This window comes from Sphingomonas chlorellae (assembly GCF_056485145.1).
On the sequence record NZ_JBQXXM010000004.1, the window covers coordinates 337564 to 354395 of the forward strand.

Genomic DNA, 16832 nt, shown 5'->3' on the forward strand with positions numbered 1-16832 from the left:
CAAGCCGAGTCGCAGAACAAGTCTTGTTCTTTCCCCTATTCGGTGCGATTCTCACGACCCTCGCCGAAACCGGCCGCGCCGCCCCTTTCGCGGCGTTGCAGCACGCGCCCGGCGGCGTCAGCCCCGGCAATCCTCGATCACCCTCGACACCTCGGCCCAGGCCGGGATCACCAGCCGCGGCGCGCCCGCGGTTTCGATCACGAACCGCCCGCGGCTGAACGCCATCGCGTCGAGCAGCGGGTCGCGCACGTCGAATTCGGCCACCCAATAGGCGGGGGTGCCGCTGCCTGCCACCGCCGCCACCGCGCGCACGACGCTGCTCGTCCGGATCGACAGCGTAGCCGAGGCCGCAGGCACCGCCGCGCCGGGCAGCCGCGACAGATAGACGCGCCGCCGCGCGACGTCGCAACGCAGCATCGCCTGCGCCGCGGTTCCGCCGACGCCGAACAGCGCCAGGCTGCCGCGCGCGTCGCGGCGGTACGACCAGTCGCCCGGCGTCAACGGCCAGTCACGCCAGTCGCTCGAAGGCGCCGGCGCGGGCGGCGGGGTGACGACGGGCACCGGCACCGGACGGGCGGGGATCGGGGGTGCGGCGGTCGGCACTGCGGTACATGCCCCGAGCACGGCCGACAGCGCCGACAGCAGCGCGGCGGAACGGCGGGCGGGAAGGGAAACGGGCGATCGGCGCAACATCCGCGCCTTATGGGCGAACTGGCCGATCGGCTCAACCGCGGCTCAGGCGGCCCGGCGCGCGCCCAGCACCCTTTGCGCCTGCGGATAGAGTTCGCGCTCCTCGGCTTCGATTCGCGCCGCGATCAGCCCCAGCGTCGCGCGCGTCGCCGCGCCGAAACCCGCCCAGTCATGCGCGATCCGCCCGATCGGCCAGTCGGCGACATAGTCGCGGAACGCCTGCGCGACCTGGCCGAAATCCTCGTCGCAACGCAACGCGATCCCGCTCGCCACCGCGTCGCCCGATCCCATCAGCGGCTGATAGACTTGGCGCTGCTCGCGCACGCAATGATCGTGAAGCAACTGGACGAAACGCCAGCGCAGCGCCGCGACCGCCGCCGGATCGGGCACCGGCGCGCTCACGACATGACGCAGATAGGCCGCATGATCCGCCAATTCGCGATGTTCATCGCTCAACTCGACGATCAGCTGCATACGCGATACCCTACCATCGGCCTATCGCAGCACAGGCGCCACGCAATTACTCTACGCGAATCTCCGAAATATTCCAGAAAAACACGCACCCGAAACGGCGCTGCAATGAATTAACCATCTATTATCGTTAATGCGGCCGACCGCGTGCCATCCGGGTTTTCTGAACCTTGCCGTATCTGGTCTTGCGCGTCCCCGGCTTTCCTTCGTTCGAACGACCCATGACTGGCGCCTTGCGCTCGGCGTCTGGCAGGCCGAGCTCCTCGGCCTCGAGCGCGCGGATCTCGTCGCGCAGCCGGCCCGCCTCCTCGAACTCCAGGTTCGCGGCGGCATCGCGCATCTTCTTCTCCAGCTCCTCGATGTACGCGCGCAGGTTGTGGCCCACCATGTGCGGCCGATCGGCGTCGATCTCCACCGTCACCTGGTCCTTCGACGCGACGTGCGCGATGATGTCGCCGATATTCTTCTTCACCGTCTCCGGCGTGATGCCGTGTTCGGCATTGTACGCCAGCTGCTTCTCGCGGCGCCGGCTGGTCTCGCCCAGCGCGCGCTCCATGCTCCCTGTCATCCGGTCGGCATAGAGGATCACGCGCCCGTCCACGTTGCGCGCGGCGCGGCCGATCGTCTGGATCAGCGAGGTCTCGGACCGCAGAAAGCCTTCCTTGTCGGCATCGAGGATCGCCACCAGCCCGCATTCGGGGATGTCGAGCCCCTCGCGCAGCAGGTTGATGCCGATCAGCACGTCGTACACGCCCATGCGCAGGTCGCGGATCAGCTCGATGCGCTCCAGCGTCTCGACGTCGCTGTGCATATAGCGGACCTTGATCCCCGCCTCGTGCATATACTCGGTCAGGTCCTCGGCCATGCGCTTGGTCAGCGTGGTGACGAGCGTGCGATAGCCCTTGGCGGCGGTCGCCTTGCACTCCTGGATCAGGTCCTGCACCTGCTCCTCGACCGGACGGATCTCCACCGGCGGGTCGACCAGCCCGGTCGGGCGGATCACCTGCTCGACGAACACGCCGCCGGTCTGCTCCATCTCCCACCCGCCGGGCGTCGCCGAAACGCACACCGTCTGCGGCCGCATCGCGTCCCATTCGTTGAAGCGCAGCGGCCGGTTGTCGATACAGCTCGGCAGGCGGAAACCATATTCGGCGAGCGTGATCTTCCGCCGATGGTCGCCGCGCGCCATGCCGTTGATCTGGCCGATCGTCTGGTGGCTCTCGTCGACGAAGAGCAGCGCGTTCTCGGGCAGATATTCGAACAGCGTGGGCGGCGGCTCGCCGGGCAGGCGGCCGGTGAGGAAGCGGCTGTAATTCTCGATGCCCGCGCAACTGCCCGTGGCCGCGATCATCTCCAGGTCGAAATTGGTCCGCTGCTCGAGCCGCTGCAGCTCCAGCAGCTTGCCCTCGGCCTCCAGCTCCTTCAGCCGCTCGGCAAGTTCGTGGCGGATCGCCTCCATCGCCTGCTTCAGCGTCGGCCCCGGCGTCACATAGTGGCTGTTGGCATAGACGCGGACATAATCGAGGCTCGCCACCTTCTTGCCGGTCAGCGGATCGAACTCGACGATCTCCTCGATCTCGTCGCCGAAGAAGCTGATCCGCCAGGCGGTATCCTCATAGTGCGACGGGAACAGCTCGAGATTATCGCCCCGCACCCGAAACGCGCCGCGCCCGAAGGCTGCATCGTTGCGCTTGTACTGGAGCGCCACCAGCTTGCGGATGATCTCGCGCTGGTCGACCACCTGCCCCTTCTTCAGGTCGAAGATCATCGCCGAATAGGTCTCGACCGAGCCGATACCATAGAGGCACGAGACCGAGGCAACGATGATCACGTCGTCGCGCTCCAGCAGCGAGCGGGTCGCCGCGTGGCGCATCCGGTCGATCGCCTCGTTGATCGAGCTTTCCTTCTCGATGTAGGTGTCCGAGCGCGGCACATAGGCCTCGGGCTGGTAATAGTCGTAATAGCTGACGAAATACTCGACCGCGTTCTCGGGAAAGAAGCTCTTGAACTCGCCATAGAGCTGCGCGGCGAGGATCTTGTTGGGCGCGAGGATCAGCGCCGGGCGCTGCAGCTCCTCGATCACCTTGGCCATCGTATAGGTCTTGCCCGATCCGGTGACGCCGAGCAGCACCTGGTCGCGCTCACCCGCGCGCGCCTGCTCGACCAGTTCGGGGATCGCGAAGCGCTGGTCGCCCGAGGGTTCATAGTCCGAGACGAGCTTGAATCGCTTGCCCCCCTCGGCCTTGTCGGGCCGCTGCGGGCGGTGCGGAACGAAACTCTGGCCGGTTTCCGGCTCGGCGAGGCTGGTGCGAATCTGGATTGCCATCGCCGACAATATGGGGTGTGAGCGCAGCCGCGAAAAGCATTTGGGGAAAGCCGTTGATGCGCCGTTCGATCCTGATTGCCCTGGCCGCACTTCCGGGGCTCGCGCTGGCCGGTTGCCAGTCGGCGGCCGAGCGCCGCGCCGCCCAGACCGGCGAGATCGATGTCGCCAACGCCTCGACCGACGAGGTCGCCGGCCTGATCAAGGCGGCGCAGTCGCACGCGCCGATGCAGCCGGGTAAGTGGCGCTTCCGTTCGGACGTGCTCGCCGCCGATCTTTCGGGGCTGCCCGAGGCGCAGCGCGCGCCCACCCAGGCCGCGCTCGAAAAGCAGAAGATCGACCGGACGAGCTGCCGCACCGCCAAGGAACTCAAGCCCGTCGATCTCGACGCGCTCACCCGCGTCGCGGGAACGTGCACCTTCGAACGCTATACGGCGCGCGGCGGGCGCATCGACGCGCGGCTCGCCTGCACCCAGGGCGCGACGACGACGCGGATCGGGCTTCAGGGGACCAGCGGCACGACCGGCTTCGACGTCGCGATCGACCAGCAGACGGGCCAGCCCGGCACCCCCGGCGCAATGTCGATCCGGATGCGCGCCCGCGGCGAACGCGTCGGCGACTGCGGCTGATCCGGGAGGCGGTTCGGGGCTGATCCGGACGGCGGTCAGCCGCCGGTGACGCGGCGATAGGCGATCCGCCACATCACCAGCGCGATCGCCGCCGCAAGCAGCGCGAGCAGCGCCGCGTTGCCCAGCGTCGCCGCCGTCCGCACGATCCAGTCGCGCGTGTCGATCAGCGGCGCGCTGCCCAGCCCCTGCACGCCCGCCAGCAGCACGAACAGCGGCACCGCCCCCACCAGCGCGGCATGCCACGGCCGGCGCAGCCCGGCCAGGTGCATCACCAGCCAGATCGGCCCGCCAAAGGCCGTCATCCCGATCGCGACGAAAACGCTGCCGATCGCCCAGCTCAGCACCAGCGCCATCGGCGAATGCTGCCCGCCCCACGCGGTCAGCACCGCGACGATCAGCCCGCCCAGCAGGCTGCCGGCGCCCAGCGCCAGCCCGACGCGGTCGATGCTCGTGTCATAAAGGCGCGTCGCAGACAGCGCGCGGTCGTTCATGGCGGGCGCGGCCCCTCCCCAATCGGCCGCGTGGTGCTTAGGCGAGCCGCCGCCTCGCCTCAAGTTCCCGCCGCGCGCCGCCCCACCCGTTTTGATACGGAGGGACGCGGGTCGTTACGCCTGCGTCACGCGCGCACGGCAATCGGCGCACGACGGCAATCAGCGCAGCCCGGCAAAGCGCCCCGCCCGCCCGCATGCCGCGATCGCGGCCAGGTCGGGCGGCGTCGGCCGCCGCGCAGCGTCGATCGCGGGCACGTCGAACCCCGCACCGATCCGGTGCGCGGCAAAGCGCTGGCCGTCGGTCCGCGCGCAGACCAGCATCGCCGCAAGCAGCCGCGGCGGCGTCTCATAGCCTTCCCACGACAGGCGGAACGTTCCCCAATGGATCGGCAGCGCCTCGGGCTGGCCCAGCCCCTGCCACACGCGGATCGCGTCATACGGGCCGACATGGCTGTCGATCCCCATCTGGCCCGGGCGAAAGCGGAACGCGCCGATCGGCAGCGCGGCAAAGCGCACCGGCCCCAGCGCGGCGGCCTCGGCGGGCCAGCGCAGGTCGCCCGCGCCGGTATCGCCGGCAAAGAAGAAATTCCCCCCGGGCAGCCGCACGACGAAGCTCGACCACAATGCGCGGTTGCGGTCGGTGAACCAGCGGCTGCTCCAATGGTGGTTGCGCGTCACCGCCACCTCGATCCCCGGCCGCACCGCCAGCTGCTGCCCCCAGTCGAGCGCGCGTGCGGGCACGCCCGCCTGCGCGATGACGTGGTCGTTGCCCAGCGCGGTGACGATCCGCGGCCGGTCGCGCTTCCACAGCGCCTTCAGCGTCGCCAGGTCCATATGGTCGTAATGATTGTGGCTCACCAGCACCAGGTCGATCGGCGGCAGGTCGGCGATCCGCACCCCGGGCGCCGCGACGCGACGCGGGCCGATCCCGAACGGGCCGGCGCGGTCGCTCCACACCGGGTCGGTCAGGATGTTGAGGCCCTGCGTCTGCACCAGCACGGTCGCATGGCCGATCCAGGTGACGTGCATCCGGTCGCCCGCCACCCGCGCGGGGGGCCGCGTCGGCGTCACCGGCACCGTCTCGGGCCAGGTCGGGCGCTCGCGATCGCCGAACAGGAACCGCGCCGCCATGTTCGCCCGCCCGCCGGTCCCGCGCGCGCCGCCATTGTCCTCGCCGTCGGGATTGAAGAAGCGCGCGCCGTCGTAATGCGCGCTTTCCGGCCCGCGATAATAGATGCGGTCGAGGAAGAACGGCACCACCGTCGCGGCAAGGCAAATCAGGACGACCAGCCACAGCAGGGCGGCACCGAGCAGGCGGATCAGACGCATCGCTGCTTGATTGCGGATGACGGCGCCGCGATCAAGCCGGTCGCGCGGCCGTGCCGGTGCGGTTGCGCCGGAGCGGTGGTGCGCGCCGTCGCGCCGGGCGGTGCGCGAGACGCTTGATCACGCCGCCGCGGCTTCCTAACGCCTGGGGCATGACCGAACGCGCCGCCGACCTGCCCGACACGCCCCTCGACGCCGCCGCCGAGCTCGAACGCCTCGCCGCCGCGATCGCGCACCACAACCGCCTCTATCACAGCGAGGACGCGCCCGAGATCAGCGACGCCGATTTCGACGCGCTCGTCCGGCGCAACGCCGCGATCGAGGCCGCTTTTCCCGATCTCGTCCGCGCCGACTCCCCCTCGCGCCAGGTCGGCGCCGCACCCGCGGGGCATCTCGCCAAGGTCGCGCATGCGCAGCCGATGTTCAGCCTCGACAACGGCTTTTCGGACGAGGACATCGCCGACTTCCTCGGCCGCGTCCGCCGCTTCCTCAAGCTGGCCGACGACGCGCCCGTCGAACTCACCGCCGAACCCAAGATCGACGGCCTGTCCTGCTCGCTTCGTTATGAGGACGGCGTGCTCGTCCAGGCGCTCACGCGCGGCGACGGCCGGGTGGGCGAGGACGTGACCGCCAATGTCCGCACGATTGCCGACATTCCGGCGCGGATCGCCGGCGCCCCCGCGGTCTGCGAGGTGCGCGGCGAGGTCTATATGGCCAAGGCCGATTTCGCCGCGCTCAATGCCCGGCTGCTCGCCGAGGCCGAGGCGGCGGGCAAGGAGGCGCGCCGCTTCGCCAATCCGCGCAACGCCGCGGCGGGCTCGCTCCGGCAAAAGGACGCCGCGGTCACCGCCACGCGCACGCTGCGCTTCCTCGCCTGGGGCTGGGGCGAGCTCAGCGAACCGCTCGCCGAGACCCAGTTCGCCGCGATCGCGCGCATCCGCGACTGGGGCTTCCCCGTCTCCGACCTGTTCGTCCACGCCGCCACGCTCGACGATGCGCTTGCCCAGTATCGCGCGATCGAGGCGCGCCGCGCCGACCTGCCGTTCGACATCGACGGGGTGGTCTACAAGGTCGACCGGCTCGATTGGCAGGCGCGGCTCGGCTATGTCGGCCGCGCACCCCGCTGGGGGCTCGCGCACAAATTCCCCGCCGAGCGCGCGCAGACGACGCTCGAGGCGATCGACATCCAGGTCGGCCGCACCGGCAAGCTCACCCCCGTCGCACGGCTCGCGCCGGTGACGGTGGGCGGCGTCGTGGTCAGCAACGCCACGCTCCACAATGCCGACGAGATCGCGCGGCTGGGCGTGCGCCCCGGCGACCGCGTCGTGCTCCAGCGCGCCGGCGACGTGATTCCGCAGATCGTCGAGAACCTCACCCGCGACGCGCCGCGGCCCGACTGGCACTTCCCCACCCACTGCCCGATCTGCCAGTCCGAAGCGGTGGCCGAGGAGGGCGAGGTCGATGTCCGCTGCACCGGCGGGCTGATCTGCCCGGCGCAGCGGCTCGAACGGCTCAAGCATTTCGTCAGCCGCGGCGCGCTCGACATCGACGGACTGGGCGAGAAAACGCTGATCGAGCTGCTCGACCTCGGCTGGATCGTCGAACCGGCCGACATCTTCCGCCTCGGTCGCTACCGCGACGATCTGCTCGGGCGCGAGGGCTGGCAGGAAAAGTCGGTCGACGGCCTCATCGCCGCGATCGAGGCCAAGCGCGCGCCCGATGCCGCCCGGCTGCTGTTCGGCCTCGGCATCCGCCACGTCGGCGCGATCACCGCGCGCGACCTGCTCAAGCGCTATGTCACCCTCCCCGAGATCGAGGCGCTCGCCGACGCGCTGATCGCGTTGCGCGACGCCACGCCGCCCGCGCTGGGGGAGACCGAGGCGAAGCACCGCACCCGGCTCGACAAGGCGATCGCCGAACGCATCGGCGTCGAGAATGTCGGCGCCGCGGTGGGCCACGCGCTCGCCGACTTCTTCCACGAACCGCACAACCGCAGCGTCTGGGCCGACCTGCTGCGCGAAGTGTCGCCGCCGCCCTTCGTCGTCGAATCGCGCGACTCGGAAGTCACGGGCAAGACGCTGGTTTTCACCGGCACGCTCGAAACGCTCAGCCGCGACGAGGCCAAGGCCCAGGCCGAACGCCTCGGCGCACGCGTTGCCGGGTCGGTATCGTCCCGGACCGACCTGGTGATCGCCGGCCCGGGCGCCGGCTCCAAGCTCAAAAAGGCCGCCGAGCTGGGCATCCGCGTCATCACCGAAGCCGAATGGCAGGCGATCGTCACCGCCGCCCGGTGATGCTTTTTTGCAACGCGGCGAAACTGAATCGCAGGTTAACAGGGGGTCGCCACAACACCCCTGTTGACTGTCATCCAAACGCAATAATTAGCTCGCATGGGCGGCCGGGACGGTGAATGCACCGCGTTGCCGCGTGCAAAACTGAGCACTCCAAAGGGGACTACCTTAACCAATGCGCACGATGCTTTATGCTGGTGTGGCTGCAGCCGCGCTTGTGATTCCTGCCGCCGCCATGGCGCAGCAGACGACTTCCACCATCCAGGGTACGGTGACCGCCGACGGCGTTCCCGTGGCCGGCGCCCAGGTGACGATCACGCACGTCCCCTCGGGCACCAAGACCACCACGGTGACGAACTCGGACGGCGGCTTCAGCTCGTCGGGTCTCCGCGTCGGCGGCCCGTTCACCGTCGAGGTGACCTCGGCGAGCGGTAACACCAGCGTCACCGACGTGTTCACCGTCGTCGGCCAGCCCTATAACCTGCCGATCGAGATGAGCAGCAGCGCATCGGGCGACATCGTCGTCACCGCCAGCCGCATCCGCGGCGCGGGCGTGAGCTCGGACGGTCCGCAGAGCGTGTTCAACCGCGAGGACATCCGCAAGGTCGCGTCGATCAACCGCGACATCCGCGACATCGAACGCCGCGATCCGTTCGCCACGCTCGACCTCAGCAACAGCCGCGCCGTTTCGTTCGCGGGCGTCAACCCGCGCTTCAACCGTTTCACGATCAACGGCGTGACCGTCGGCGACACCTTCGGCCTCAACCCCGACGCCAGCCCGACCGGCCGCGGCCCGATCCCGTTCGACGCCATCGCGCAGGTCTCGGTTTCGATCGCACCGTATGACTTCCGCCAGAGCGGCTTCCAGGGCGGCGCGATCGACTCGGTCCTGCTGTCGGGCAGCAACAGCTTCCACGGCACGGGCTTCTATTCGCAGAGCCGTGACAACTGGCAGGGCAAGCGGATCGGCAGCACCCGCTTCGTCGTTCCCGACTATAACAGCGAAACCTATGGCGCGACCCTCTCGGGTCCGATCATCAAGGACAAGCTGTTCTTCATGATCTCGGGCGAACGCAACACCGATCCCCGTCCCTTCTCGACCTCGTCGATCAGCCAGATCCCGAACCTGACCGCCAGCGCGGTGTCGGCGATCCAGGCGACTGCGAAGAGCGTTTACAAGTACGACACCGGCGACGTCCTCTCGGTGAACAACCAGAAGGACGAAAAGGTCGTCGCGCGCATCGACTGGAACGTCACCGACGGCCAGCGCCTCTCGCTGTCGTACATCAACGCCTATGACAGCTCGACCAGCCTTCAGAACACCAGCACGTCGAACACCGGCCCGACGCTGGGCCTGGCGTCGAACGCGTACACGCTGACCGAACTGCTGCGCGCCGGCATCGTTCAGCTGAACTCGGACTGGAGCGACAAGTTCTCGACCGAAGCCCGACTGATCTATCGCTACACCAAGCGTGGCCAGGATCCGGTGCTCGGCCGCGGCTTCGGCCAGTTCGGCGTCTGCCTCGACCCGACCGGCGCCACGACGCCGGGCGGCGCTGCGAACACCACCAACAACACCACCTGCAGCACCGGCACGCCGCGCGTGTTCTTCGGTCCGGACGTCAGCCGTCAGACCAACGAGCTGTTCTTCGACACCTGGGCAGGCTCGCTGCTCGGCCGCTACACGGCCGGCAACCACCAGATCCAGGCGCTGTTCGAGTTCGCCGAGAACCGCACCTACAACAACTTCCTTCAGAACAGCTCCGGCTCGTTCTATTTCGACTCGCTCGCCGACTTCCAGGCGGGCCGTGCCAGCCAGCTGACCGTCGCGCTCCCGCTCAACGGCCAGGCAGACGGCGCTGCCGCCAACTTCCACTATGACCAGTGGTCGTTCGGTCTGCAGGACGAATGGAAGGTCAACGACGAACTGACCGTCACGGCCGCTGTGCGCTATGACCTCTACGGCATGCGCGACAAGCCGGCGCTCAACCCCTATTTCACGTCGCGCTACGGCTTCTCGAACCTCAAGACGTACAAGGGCCTGGACAACTTCCAGCCGCGCCTGAGCTTCGACTATCGCCCGATGAGCAACCTGAAGTTCCGCGGCGGCGTGGGCATCTTCGGCGGCGGTTCGCCCGACATCTATCTGTCGAACAGCTTCTCGAACACGATCCTCGCCAACCAGGTTTCGATCATCCGCAACGGCAATGGCGACACCTGCACCAACGGCGTGCCGAACGCGATCTGCACCGCAGCACTCAACGGCGTCGCCGGCTCGTCGATCCCGTCGTCGGTGACGCAGTATGTCACCAACGCCACCAACGGCGGCACCGTGGCGGCGACGCGCACGGGCGCGCTTGATCCCAACTTCAAGCTGCCCTCGTCGTGGAAGGCGACGCTGTCGGCCGACTATTCGGTCTTCGGGATCGATTTCGGTGCAGACTATATCTTCACCCGTACCCGCAACGCGGTGGTGTTCCAGGACATCCGCTCGGTTGCGGTCGGTACGCTGCCCGATGGTCGTCCGCGCTACAACGGCGCGATCAGCTTCGGCGACAACAACTACGACATCCTGCTGACCAACACTTCGAAGGGCCGCAGCCACATCTTCGACGTGCGCTTCAGCAAGACGTTCGACTGGGGCCTGTCGTTCGGCGGCAGCTACACCTGGCAGGACGTCAAGGACGTGTCGAACGCGACCTCGTCGACGATCAACTCGAACTACGGCAACCAGGTCGTGTCCGACCCGAACTGGCCGGCCTATGGCACGTCGAGCGATCAGACCAAGTGGGCGTTCAAGTACAATGTCGGCTTCGACCACGCCTTCTTCGGCGACTACAAGACGACGATCCAGCTGTTCGGCGAAACCCGCGCGGGACGCCCGTACAGCTTCACGATGCAGGACAACAACAGCAACCGTTCGCCGGTGTTCGGTACGCTGAACAACGTCGGCAGCAATGCCCGCGAACTGCTGTACGTCCCGACCGGCACCAACGACCCGCTGGTGAGCTATGACTCGGCGGCGACCCAGACGGCGCTGGATGGCCTCATCAACGCGACGCGCCTGAAGGACTTCCGTGGCCGTATCGCGCCGAAGAACATCGCCCGCGCCCGTGCCTTCACCCGCATCGACCTGCATCTCGAGCAGGAAATCCCGACCTTCGTCGGCAAGTCGCGCATCTCGGTCTTCGCCGACATCGAGAACCTGCCGAACCTGATCAACCACAACTGGGGCGGCCTGCGTCAGCTCGGCTTCCCGTACCAGTCGGCGGTCGTCCAGGTGCAGTGCCTCAGCGCGGCGGTCCCGACGGGTTCGGCGCCGGGCTCGGCGAACCCTGCGGGCGGCACGTTCGCTCCGGTCAACACCGCGCCGACCCAGACCTGCGCCCAGTACCGCTATTCGTCGTACAAGAACCCGAACGACTCGGTCGTCTCGACGTCGAACTCGCTGTACCTGATCCGCATCGGCGCGCGCTTCACCTTCTGATCCGCGCCGAACTGACAGTCCTTGATGTGCCGGGCGGCCCAACCGCCCGGCACTTTTTTTACGCCCCCCGCCCCCCGCCGCCGCGCGCATCGCAACCCTCTTTGCCGCCCCCCGGCGGCGATGGTAGAGGGCAAGGCGTGCCGACTCCTGCTCCTCCCGCGCGGCTGATGCCGCAGCCGAACGACAAGCCGGGCTTTCTCTCGCGCCCCTTTTTCGAAGACAAGGCGCGTGCCTTCTGGATCCTCCAGGCCTCGGGCTGGACGGGCTATCTGCTGCTGCGCGCGGTCGTCAGCATCTCGAACGGCTTCAATCTCGACGGCATCATCGCGGTCATCATCGAGGCGATCGTGGGCTATTGCCTCACGCTGCTGCTCTCGACGCTGTACGGCGTGTATCGCCAGATGCCGCGGATCACGGGCATCCTGCTCACGCTGGCGACGCTCGCCTCGGCGACGATCGTCTATTCGACGCTCGATGCCTTCACCTACTCGTTCATCAAGAATGCCGAGCCGGGGATCACGCTGCCGCTCGTGGTGGGCACGGTGTTCATCAACTTCACCGTGCTTGCGGGCTGGTCGGCGCTCTATTTCGGGATCAACTTCTACCTGATCGTCGAGCGCCAGATCGACCAGATGCAGGTGCTCGAGAACCAGGCGAGCCATGCCCAGCTCGCGATGCTGCGCTATCAGCTCAACCCGCACTTCCTGTTCAACACGCTCAACTCGATCTCGACGCTCGTGCTCCTCAAGCAGACCGAGCGCGCCAACGTCATGCTGTCGCGGCTGTCGTCGTTCCTGCGCTACACGCTGGCGAACGAGCCCACCGCGCACGTCACGCTCGCGCAGGAGGTCGAGACGCTCAAGCTCTATCTCGAGATCGAGAAGATGCGATTCGAGGAGCGGCTGCGCCCGCATTTCGACATTGATTTGCGCTGCGCCAAGGCGCGGCTGCCGTCGCTGCTGCTCCAACCGCTCGTCGAAAACGCGATCAAATATGCCGTGACCCCGCAGGAGGAGGGGGCCGACATCACCGTCACCGCTCGGCTCGTCGGCGATAGGGTGCAGATCGCCGTATCCGACACGGGCCCAGGATTGATCGAAGCAAAGCCGCGGCCGACGCTCTCCACCGGCGTGGGGCTCGCCAATATCCGGGAACGGCTGGCGCAGGCTTTCGGGCCTGACCATCGTTTCGAGACGCGAACGAAACCCGGGGAAGGTTTCAGCGTTGAGATCGAGATACCGTTCCAGCTTGAGGAACCGAACCGAGAGGCCGCATGACCATCCGCACCATCCTCGTTGACGATGAACCCCTGGCAATTCAGGGGTTGGAGCTGCGGCTCCAGGCCCATGAGGATGTCGAAATCATCGACAAATGCTCAAACGGCCGCGAGGCCATCCGCTCGATCAAGACGCACAAGCCCGACCTCGTCTTCCTCGACATCCAGATGCCCGGCTTCGACGGCTTCTCGGTCGTCCAGGGGCTGATGGAGGTCGAACCGCCGCTGTTCGTCTTCGTCACCGCCTATTCGGACCATGCGATCCGCGCGTTCGAGGCGCAGGCGGTCGACTATCTGATGAAGCCGGTCGAGGACGCGCGCCTCGCCGACACGCTCGATCGCGTCCGCCAGCGGCTCGCGCAGAAGCGCGGGGTCGAGGAGGTCGAGAAGCTCAAGGAAGTGCTGGCCGAGGTCGCGCCCGACGCGGTCGAGGAACTGGGCACCGCCGAAGCGCCCGAGGTCGCCGCCAACCGCTTCGAAAAGCTCATCAACATCAAGGATCGCGGCCAGATCTTCCGCGTCGACGTCGACACGATCGAACGGATCGACGCGGCGGGCGACTATATGGTGATCTACACCGGCGAGAATAATCTCGTCCTGCGCGAGACGATGAAGGACCTGGAAAAACGCCTCGACCCGCGCCGTTTCCAGCGCGTCCACCGTTCGACGATCGTCAATCTCGACCTGGTGCGCCAGGTCAAGCCGCACACCAACGGCGAATGTTTCCTCGTGCTCGATTCGGGCGCGCAGGTGAAGGTATCGCGTTCGTATCGCGACGTCGTGGCACGCTTCGTCCACTGATCGCGTTGTCGGCCGCTGCGTCGCCGGGCTGACCGGCGAACGCGGCGCCCGGCGTCCGGTCCGCCCGCCGCGGACCTCCTGCAAAAAAGCGGAAATATCCCCGCACCCGGCGCCGCGCTCCTTCTAAAAAGGGGAGATGCAACCGGATGCAGCGCCCCGGCGACGGGGCCGACGAACGGCGTTCGGCCCCGCCGTGCTCGCACAGCTCATGCTCGTCCTCGCCGCCGGCGCGCTCGCCTTCGCGCCTGCCGAACACGGGCCGATGCTGCTCGTGCCGCTGGGACCGATCGCCGCGCCGCTCGATGCCGACGCGCTCGGCATCGGCGCCGCGCGCGCCGGCCCCGGCCCGCTGCCGGGCTCCTTCTATGCGGTCGGCGAACGCTGGCCGCTGGTCGGGGCGGCGCTGCGTCACGGATTTTTGCCAATCAACGGCCGGCCGCGCCTGTGCGCACCGGCACAAAAGGGTGCGCAATGAACCAGGTTTCACTCGAGATGCTGCGCCGCACCGGCATGCGCCTGCTGGCGGTGCTGATGGCGGCGATGATGATCGCCTCGCTCGCAGGCGCGCTGTTCGTTCAGGTCGACAATCAGGCGGTGGCGATCCTGCTCACGCTCGCGCTGCCCGCCTATCCCCTGTGGGTCGCCGCGCACGGGCGCACCGATGCCCAGGCGCGGATGGTGGTCAGCACCGCGGTCGTCGCCCAGCCGGCGCTGATGCTGTTCCTGTTCCAGGGTCAGCTCTGGCAGACCGATCTGCACATGCTGTTCTTCGCGGCGCTCGCGGCCAGCGCGGTGCTGTGCGACTGGCGCGCGCTCATCGCCGCCGCCGGCGTGGTCGCGGTGCATCACCTCGTGCTCGGCATGGCGATGCCGCAATGGGTGTTCCTCAACGGCGGCAGCTTCGCGCGCATCCTGCTCCATGCGGTGATCCTGATCGCCGAAACCGTCGCGCTCGTTTACCTCACGCACGCGATGGCGGCGCTGCTCGACGCGCTCCAGCGCGAATCGGACGAACGCGCCGCCGCCGAACATGCGACCGCCCAGTCGCGCGCGGCGCAGGCCGCCGAGCTCGAATCGGTCGTCTCGACGATCGGCGACAGCCTCGGCGCGCTTGCCGCGGGCGACCTCACCTTCTCGCTGCGCGGCCGGTTGCCCGCGGCCTATTCGGTGCTCGAGGCGCATTTCGAAACCACGCTCGCCCGGCTGCGCGAGCTGCTCGGCGCGGTCAGCGAAAGCGCCCGCGCGATCCGCACCGGCGCGACCGAGATCAGCGCCGCGTCGGAGGATCTGGCGCGCCGCACCGAAACCACCGCGCACCGGCTCGACGAGACCAACCAGGCGACGGTGCGGATGGACGGCCAGCTCAAGACGACGGCGGGCGCCGCCGAAACGCTCGTCGCGCGCGCCGACGAGGCGATCGGGACGGTGCGCGAAAGCCGCGCGGTCGCCGATGTCGTCGTCCAGGCGATGCGTCGCGTCGCCGAAAGCGCGCGCGGGATCGACACGGTGATCGAGGGCGTCGACAAGATCGCGTTCCAGACGCGCGTGCTCGCGATGAACGCCGCGGTCGAGGCCGGTCGTGCGGGTGAGGCGGGCCGCGGCTTCGCCGTCGTCGCCGACCTCGTCTCGGCACTCGCGATGCGCGCCGAGGAAGAGGCGAAGCGCGCCCGCGAACAGCTCACCGTCACCCAGGGCGATATCGGCCATGCGGTCGAGGCGGTCGGCAATGTCGATACCGCGCTCGATTCGATCGCGCACAATGTCGGCGAGGTGCATCGCGAACTCGGCGCGATCGCCCAGGCCAATCAGGAACAGGCGTCGGCGATCGGCGCGATCAGCGGCAACGTCGCCGCGGTCGATCAGGCGACGCAGCAGAATGCGGCGATGGTCGAACAGGCATCGGCAACCGCGCGCACGCTGATGCACGAGGTCGAGGCGCTGGTGTCGCGCGCCGAACGCTTCCAGGTCGAACCTGCCGCGGCGGCCGCGCGCGTTCCGCAACGCCTCGCGGCCTGATCGCGCAACGCCCGGCCCGTCACGGCGCGCGGCGGCGTCGTCGGCGGACGGGGCGGGCGGGCGCCGGTTGGCGGCCCGCGGCGCCGGGGGATCAGCCCTCGGCGCCCTCGTCGGTGGCGGCGGCGTCGGCGGCGTGTTCGAACCATGCCTCGACCGGGCCGTTCAGCTTGACGGTCAGCGGCTGGCCCTTGCGATCCACCTTCTTGCCCAGCGCGACGCGCACCCAGCCTTCGGAAATGCAATATTCCTCGACATCGTGCCGCTCCGCGCCCTTGAAGCGGATGCCGACGCCGCGCTGGAGCAGCGCTTCGTCATAAAAGGGGCTCTTCGGGTTGACCGACAGGCGGTCGGGAGGGGTATCGCTCATGCCCCGCGCCTTTGCCGCCAACGCGCGCCGCTGGCAAGTCGCACATCGCCCCGCCGCGCCCGCTGCGCCTGCGCGCGGCGCCACCAGCCGCATTGAAATCGGGGGGCGGGTGCGGGTATCGCTCGCGGCGATGCAATACTGGATCCTGCGCTCCGAACCCGATGTCTATGGCTGGGACGATCTCATCCGCGAGGGTGCGACCGAATGGAACGGGGTGCGCAACTATACCGCGCGCAACTTCCTCAAGACGATGCAGCCGGGCGACCAGGCGATCTTCTACCATTCGAACAAGGAAAAGGCCGCGGTCGGCGTGATGGAAATCACGCGCGCGTGGCAACCCGACGGCGACGACGGCAAATGGGCCAGCGTCTCGGTGCGCCCCGTCGCCCGGCTCGTGCGCGCGGTGCCGCTCGCCGACATCAAGGCCGAACCCCGGCTCGCGACGCTCGAAATGCTGCGTCAGTCGCGGCTGTCGGTCACGCCGGTCCGCGCCGAGGAATGGGCGGTGCTGCTCGAAATGGCGGGCGGGCTCGCCGACTGATCGCGGCGGACCCGCGCCGGCGCGGCCTTGCGGGCATGGGCACGATCCCCATATGTTCCGGACCGCTCTTTGACGCCGTCCGTTTCCTCCGAACGCGCGCCTGCGTGCGCCGCGCCGCTTGGC

General features: G+C 68.3%; 14 protein-coding genes. 8 read left to right on the forward strand and 6 right to left on the reverse strand.

Going from position 1 to position 16832, the window contains the following annotated elements; genetic code table 11:
• Window positions 1-117: 117 nt before the first annotated feature.
• From ACT3CF_RS12995 to uvrB, 3 genes are all read right to left on the reverse strand, one after another.
• Window positions 118-690: a hypothetical protein gene (locus ACT3CF_RS12995; RefSeq protein WP_478423382.1), complete on the reverse strand. Its 573-nt coding sequence runs from the start codon at window positions 688-690 to the stop codon at window positions 118-120.
• Window positions 691-735: 45 nt separating this feature from the next.
• A complete protein-coding gene (locus tag ACT3CF_RS13000; protein WP_478423384.1) occupies window positions 736-1164 on the reverse strand; it encodes a hemerythrin domain-containing protein in 429 nt (142 codons plus the stop codon).
• A gap of 127 nt (window positions 1165-1291) precedes the next feature.
• Window positions 1292-3487, reverse strand: coding sequence for an excinuclease ABC subunit UvrB (uvrB, locus tag ACT3CF_RS13005; protein ID WP_478423385.1), 2196 nt, complete (start codon window positions 3485-3487; stop codon window positions 1292-1294).
• Between the two features lie 56 nt (window positions 3488-3543).
• Between uvrB and ACT3CF_RS13010 the strand changes: the two genes are divergently transcribed.
• Entirely contained in the window at window positions 3544-4113 is a 570-nt protein-coding gene (locus tag ACT3CF_RS13010) for a DUF3617 domain-containing protein (protein ID WP_478423387.1), read from the forward strand.
• Between the two features lie 35 nt (window positions 4114-4148).
• Here ACT3CF_RS13010 and ACT3CF_RS13015 read toward each other — a convergent pair whose 3' ends face one another.
• Both ACT3CF_RS13015 and ACT3CF_RS13020 read right to left on the reverse strand, forming a co-directional pair.
• On the reverse strand, window positions 4149-4604 hold the full coding sequence (locus ACT3CF_RS13015) for a hypothetical protein (protein ID WP_478423389.1): 456 nt from the start codon (window positions 4602-4604) through the stop codon (window positions 4149-4151).
• A 159-nt stretch (window positions 4605-4763) separates the two neighbouring features.
• On the reverse strand, window positions 4764-5933 hold the full coding sequence (locus tag ACT3CF_RS13020) for an MBL fold metallo-hydrolase (protein ID WP_478423391.1): 1170 nt from the start codon (window positions 5931-5933) through the stop codon (window positions 4764-4766).
• Between the two features lie 149 nt (window positions 5934-6082).
• Here ACT3CF_RS13020 and ligA point away from each other — a divergent pair, with 149 nt between their 5' ends.
• The 6 genes from ligA (at window position 6083) to ACT3CF_RS13050 (ending at window position 15801) form a co-directional block, all read left to right on the forward strand.
• Window positions 6083-8224 carry an NAD-dependent DNA ligase LigA gene (gene ligA, locus ACT3CF_RS13025; protein ID WP_478423392.1) on the forward strand — a complete coding sequence of 714 codons (2142 nt, stop codon included), beginning with the start codon at window positions 6083-6085 and terminating at the stop codon, window positions 8222-8224.
• A 172-nt stretch (window positions 8225-8396) separates the two neighbouring features.
• The gene (locus tag ACT3CF_RS13030) at window positions 8397-11708 is read left to right on the forward strand and encodes a TonB-dependent receptor (protein WP_478423393.1); all 3312 of its coding nucleotides are present in this window, start codon (window positions 8397-8399) and stop codon (window positions 11706-11708) included.
• A gap of 167 nt (window positions 11709-11875) precedes the next feature.
• Window positions 11876-12985, forward strand: coding sequence for a sensor histidine kinase (locus ACT3CF_RS13035; protein ID WP_478423507.1), 1110 nt, complete (start codon window positions 11876-11878; stop codon window positions 12983-12985).
• Window positions 12982-13785: a LytR/AlgR family response regulator transcription factor gene (locus ACT3CF_RS13040; RefSeq protein ID WP_478423394.1), complete on the forward strand. Its 804-nt coding sequence runs from the start codon at window positions 12982-12984 to the stop codon at window positions 13783-13785. Before ACT3CF_RS13035 ends, ACT3CF_RS13040 begins: the two co-directional genes overlap by 4 nt.
• A gap of 193 nt (window positions 13786-13978) precedes the next feature.
• Window positions 13979-14260, forward strand: coding sequence for a hypothetical protein (locus ACT3CF_RS13045; protein ID WP_478423396.1), 282 nt, complete (start codon window positions 13979-13981; stop codon window positions 14258-14260).
• Complete coding sequence (locus ACT3CF_RS13050; protein ID WP_478423398.1) at window positions 14257-15801, forward strand: methyl-accepting chemotaxis protein; 1545 nt, start codon at window positions 14257-14259, stop codon at window positions 15799-15801. The genes ACT3CF_RS13045 and ACT3CF_RS13050 overlap by 4 nt, the downstream gene beginning before the upstream one ends.
• Before the next feature lie 91 nt (window positions 15802-15892).
• On the opposite strand, the gene ACT3CF_RS13055 is transcribed toward ACT3CF_RS13050, so the two are convergent.
• On the reverse strand, window positions 15893-16168 hold the full coding sequence (locus tag ACT3CF_RS13055) for a DUF3297 family protein (RefSeq protein ID WP_478423400.1): 276 nt from the start codon (window positions 16166-16168) through the stop codon (window positions 15893-15895).
• Between the two features lie 130 nt (window positions 16169-16298).
• Between ACT3CF_RS13055 and ACT3CF_RS13060 the strand changes: the two genes are divergently transcribed.
• Window positions 16299-16709: an EVE domain-containing protein gene (locus ACT3CF_RS13060; RefSeq protein ID WP_478423509.1), complete on the forward strand. Its 411-nt coding sequence runs from the start codon at window positions 16299-16301 to the stop codon at window positions 16707-16709.
• Window positions 16710-16832 lie beyond the last annotated feature (123 nt).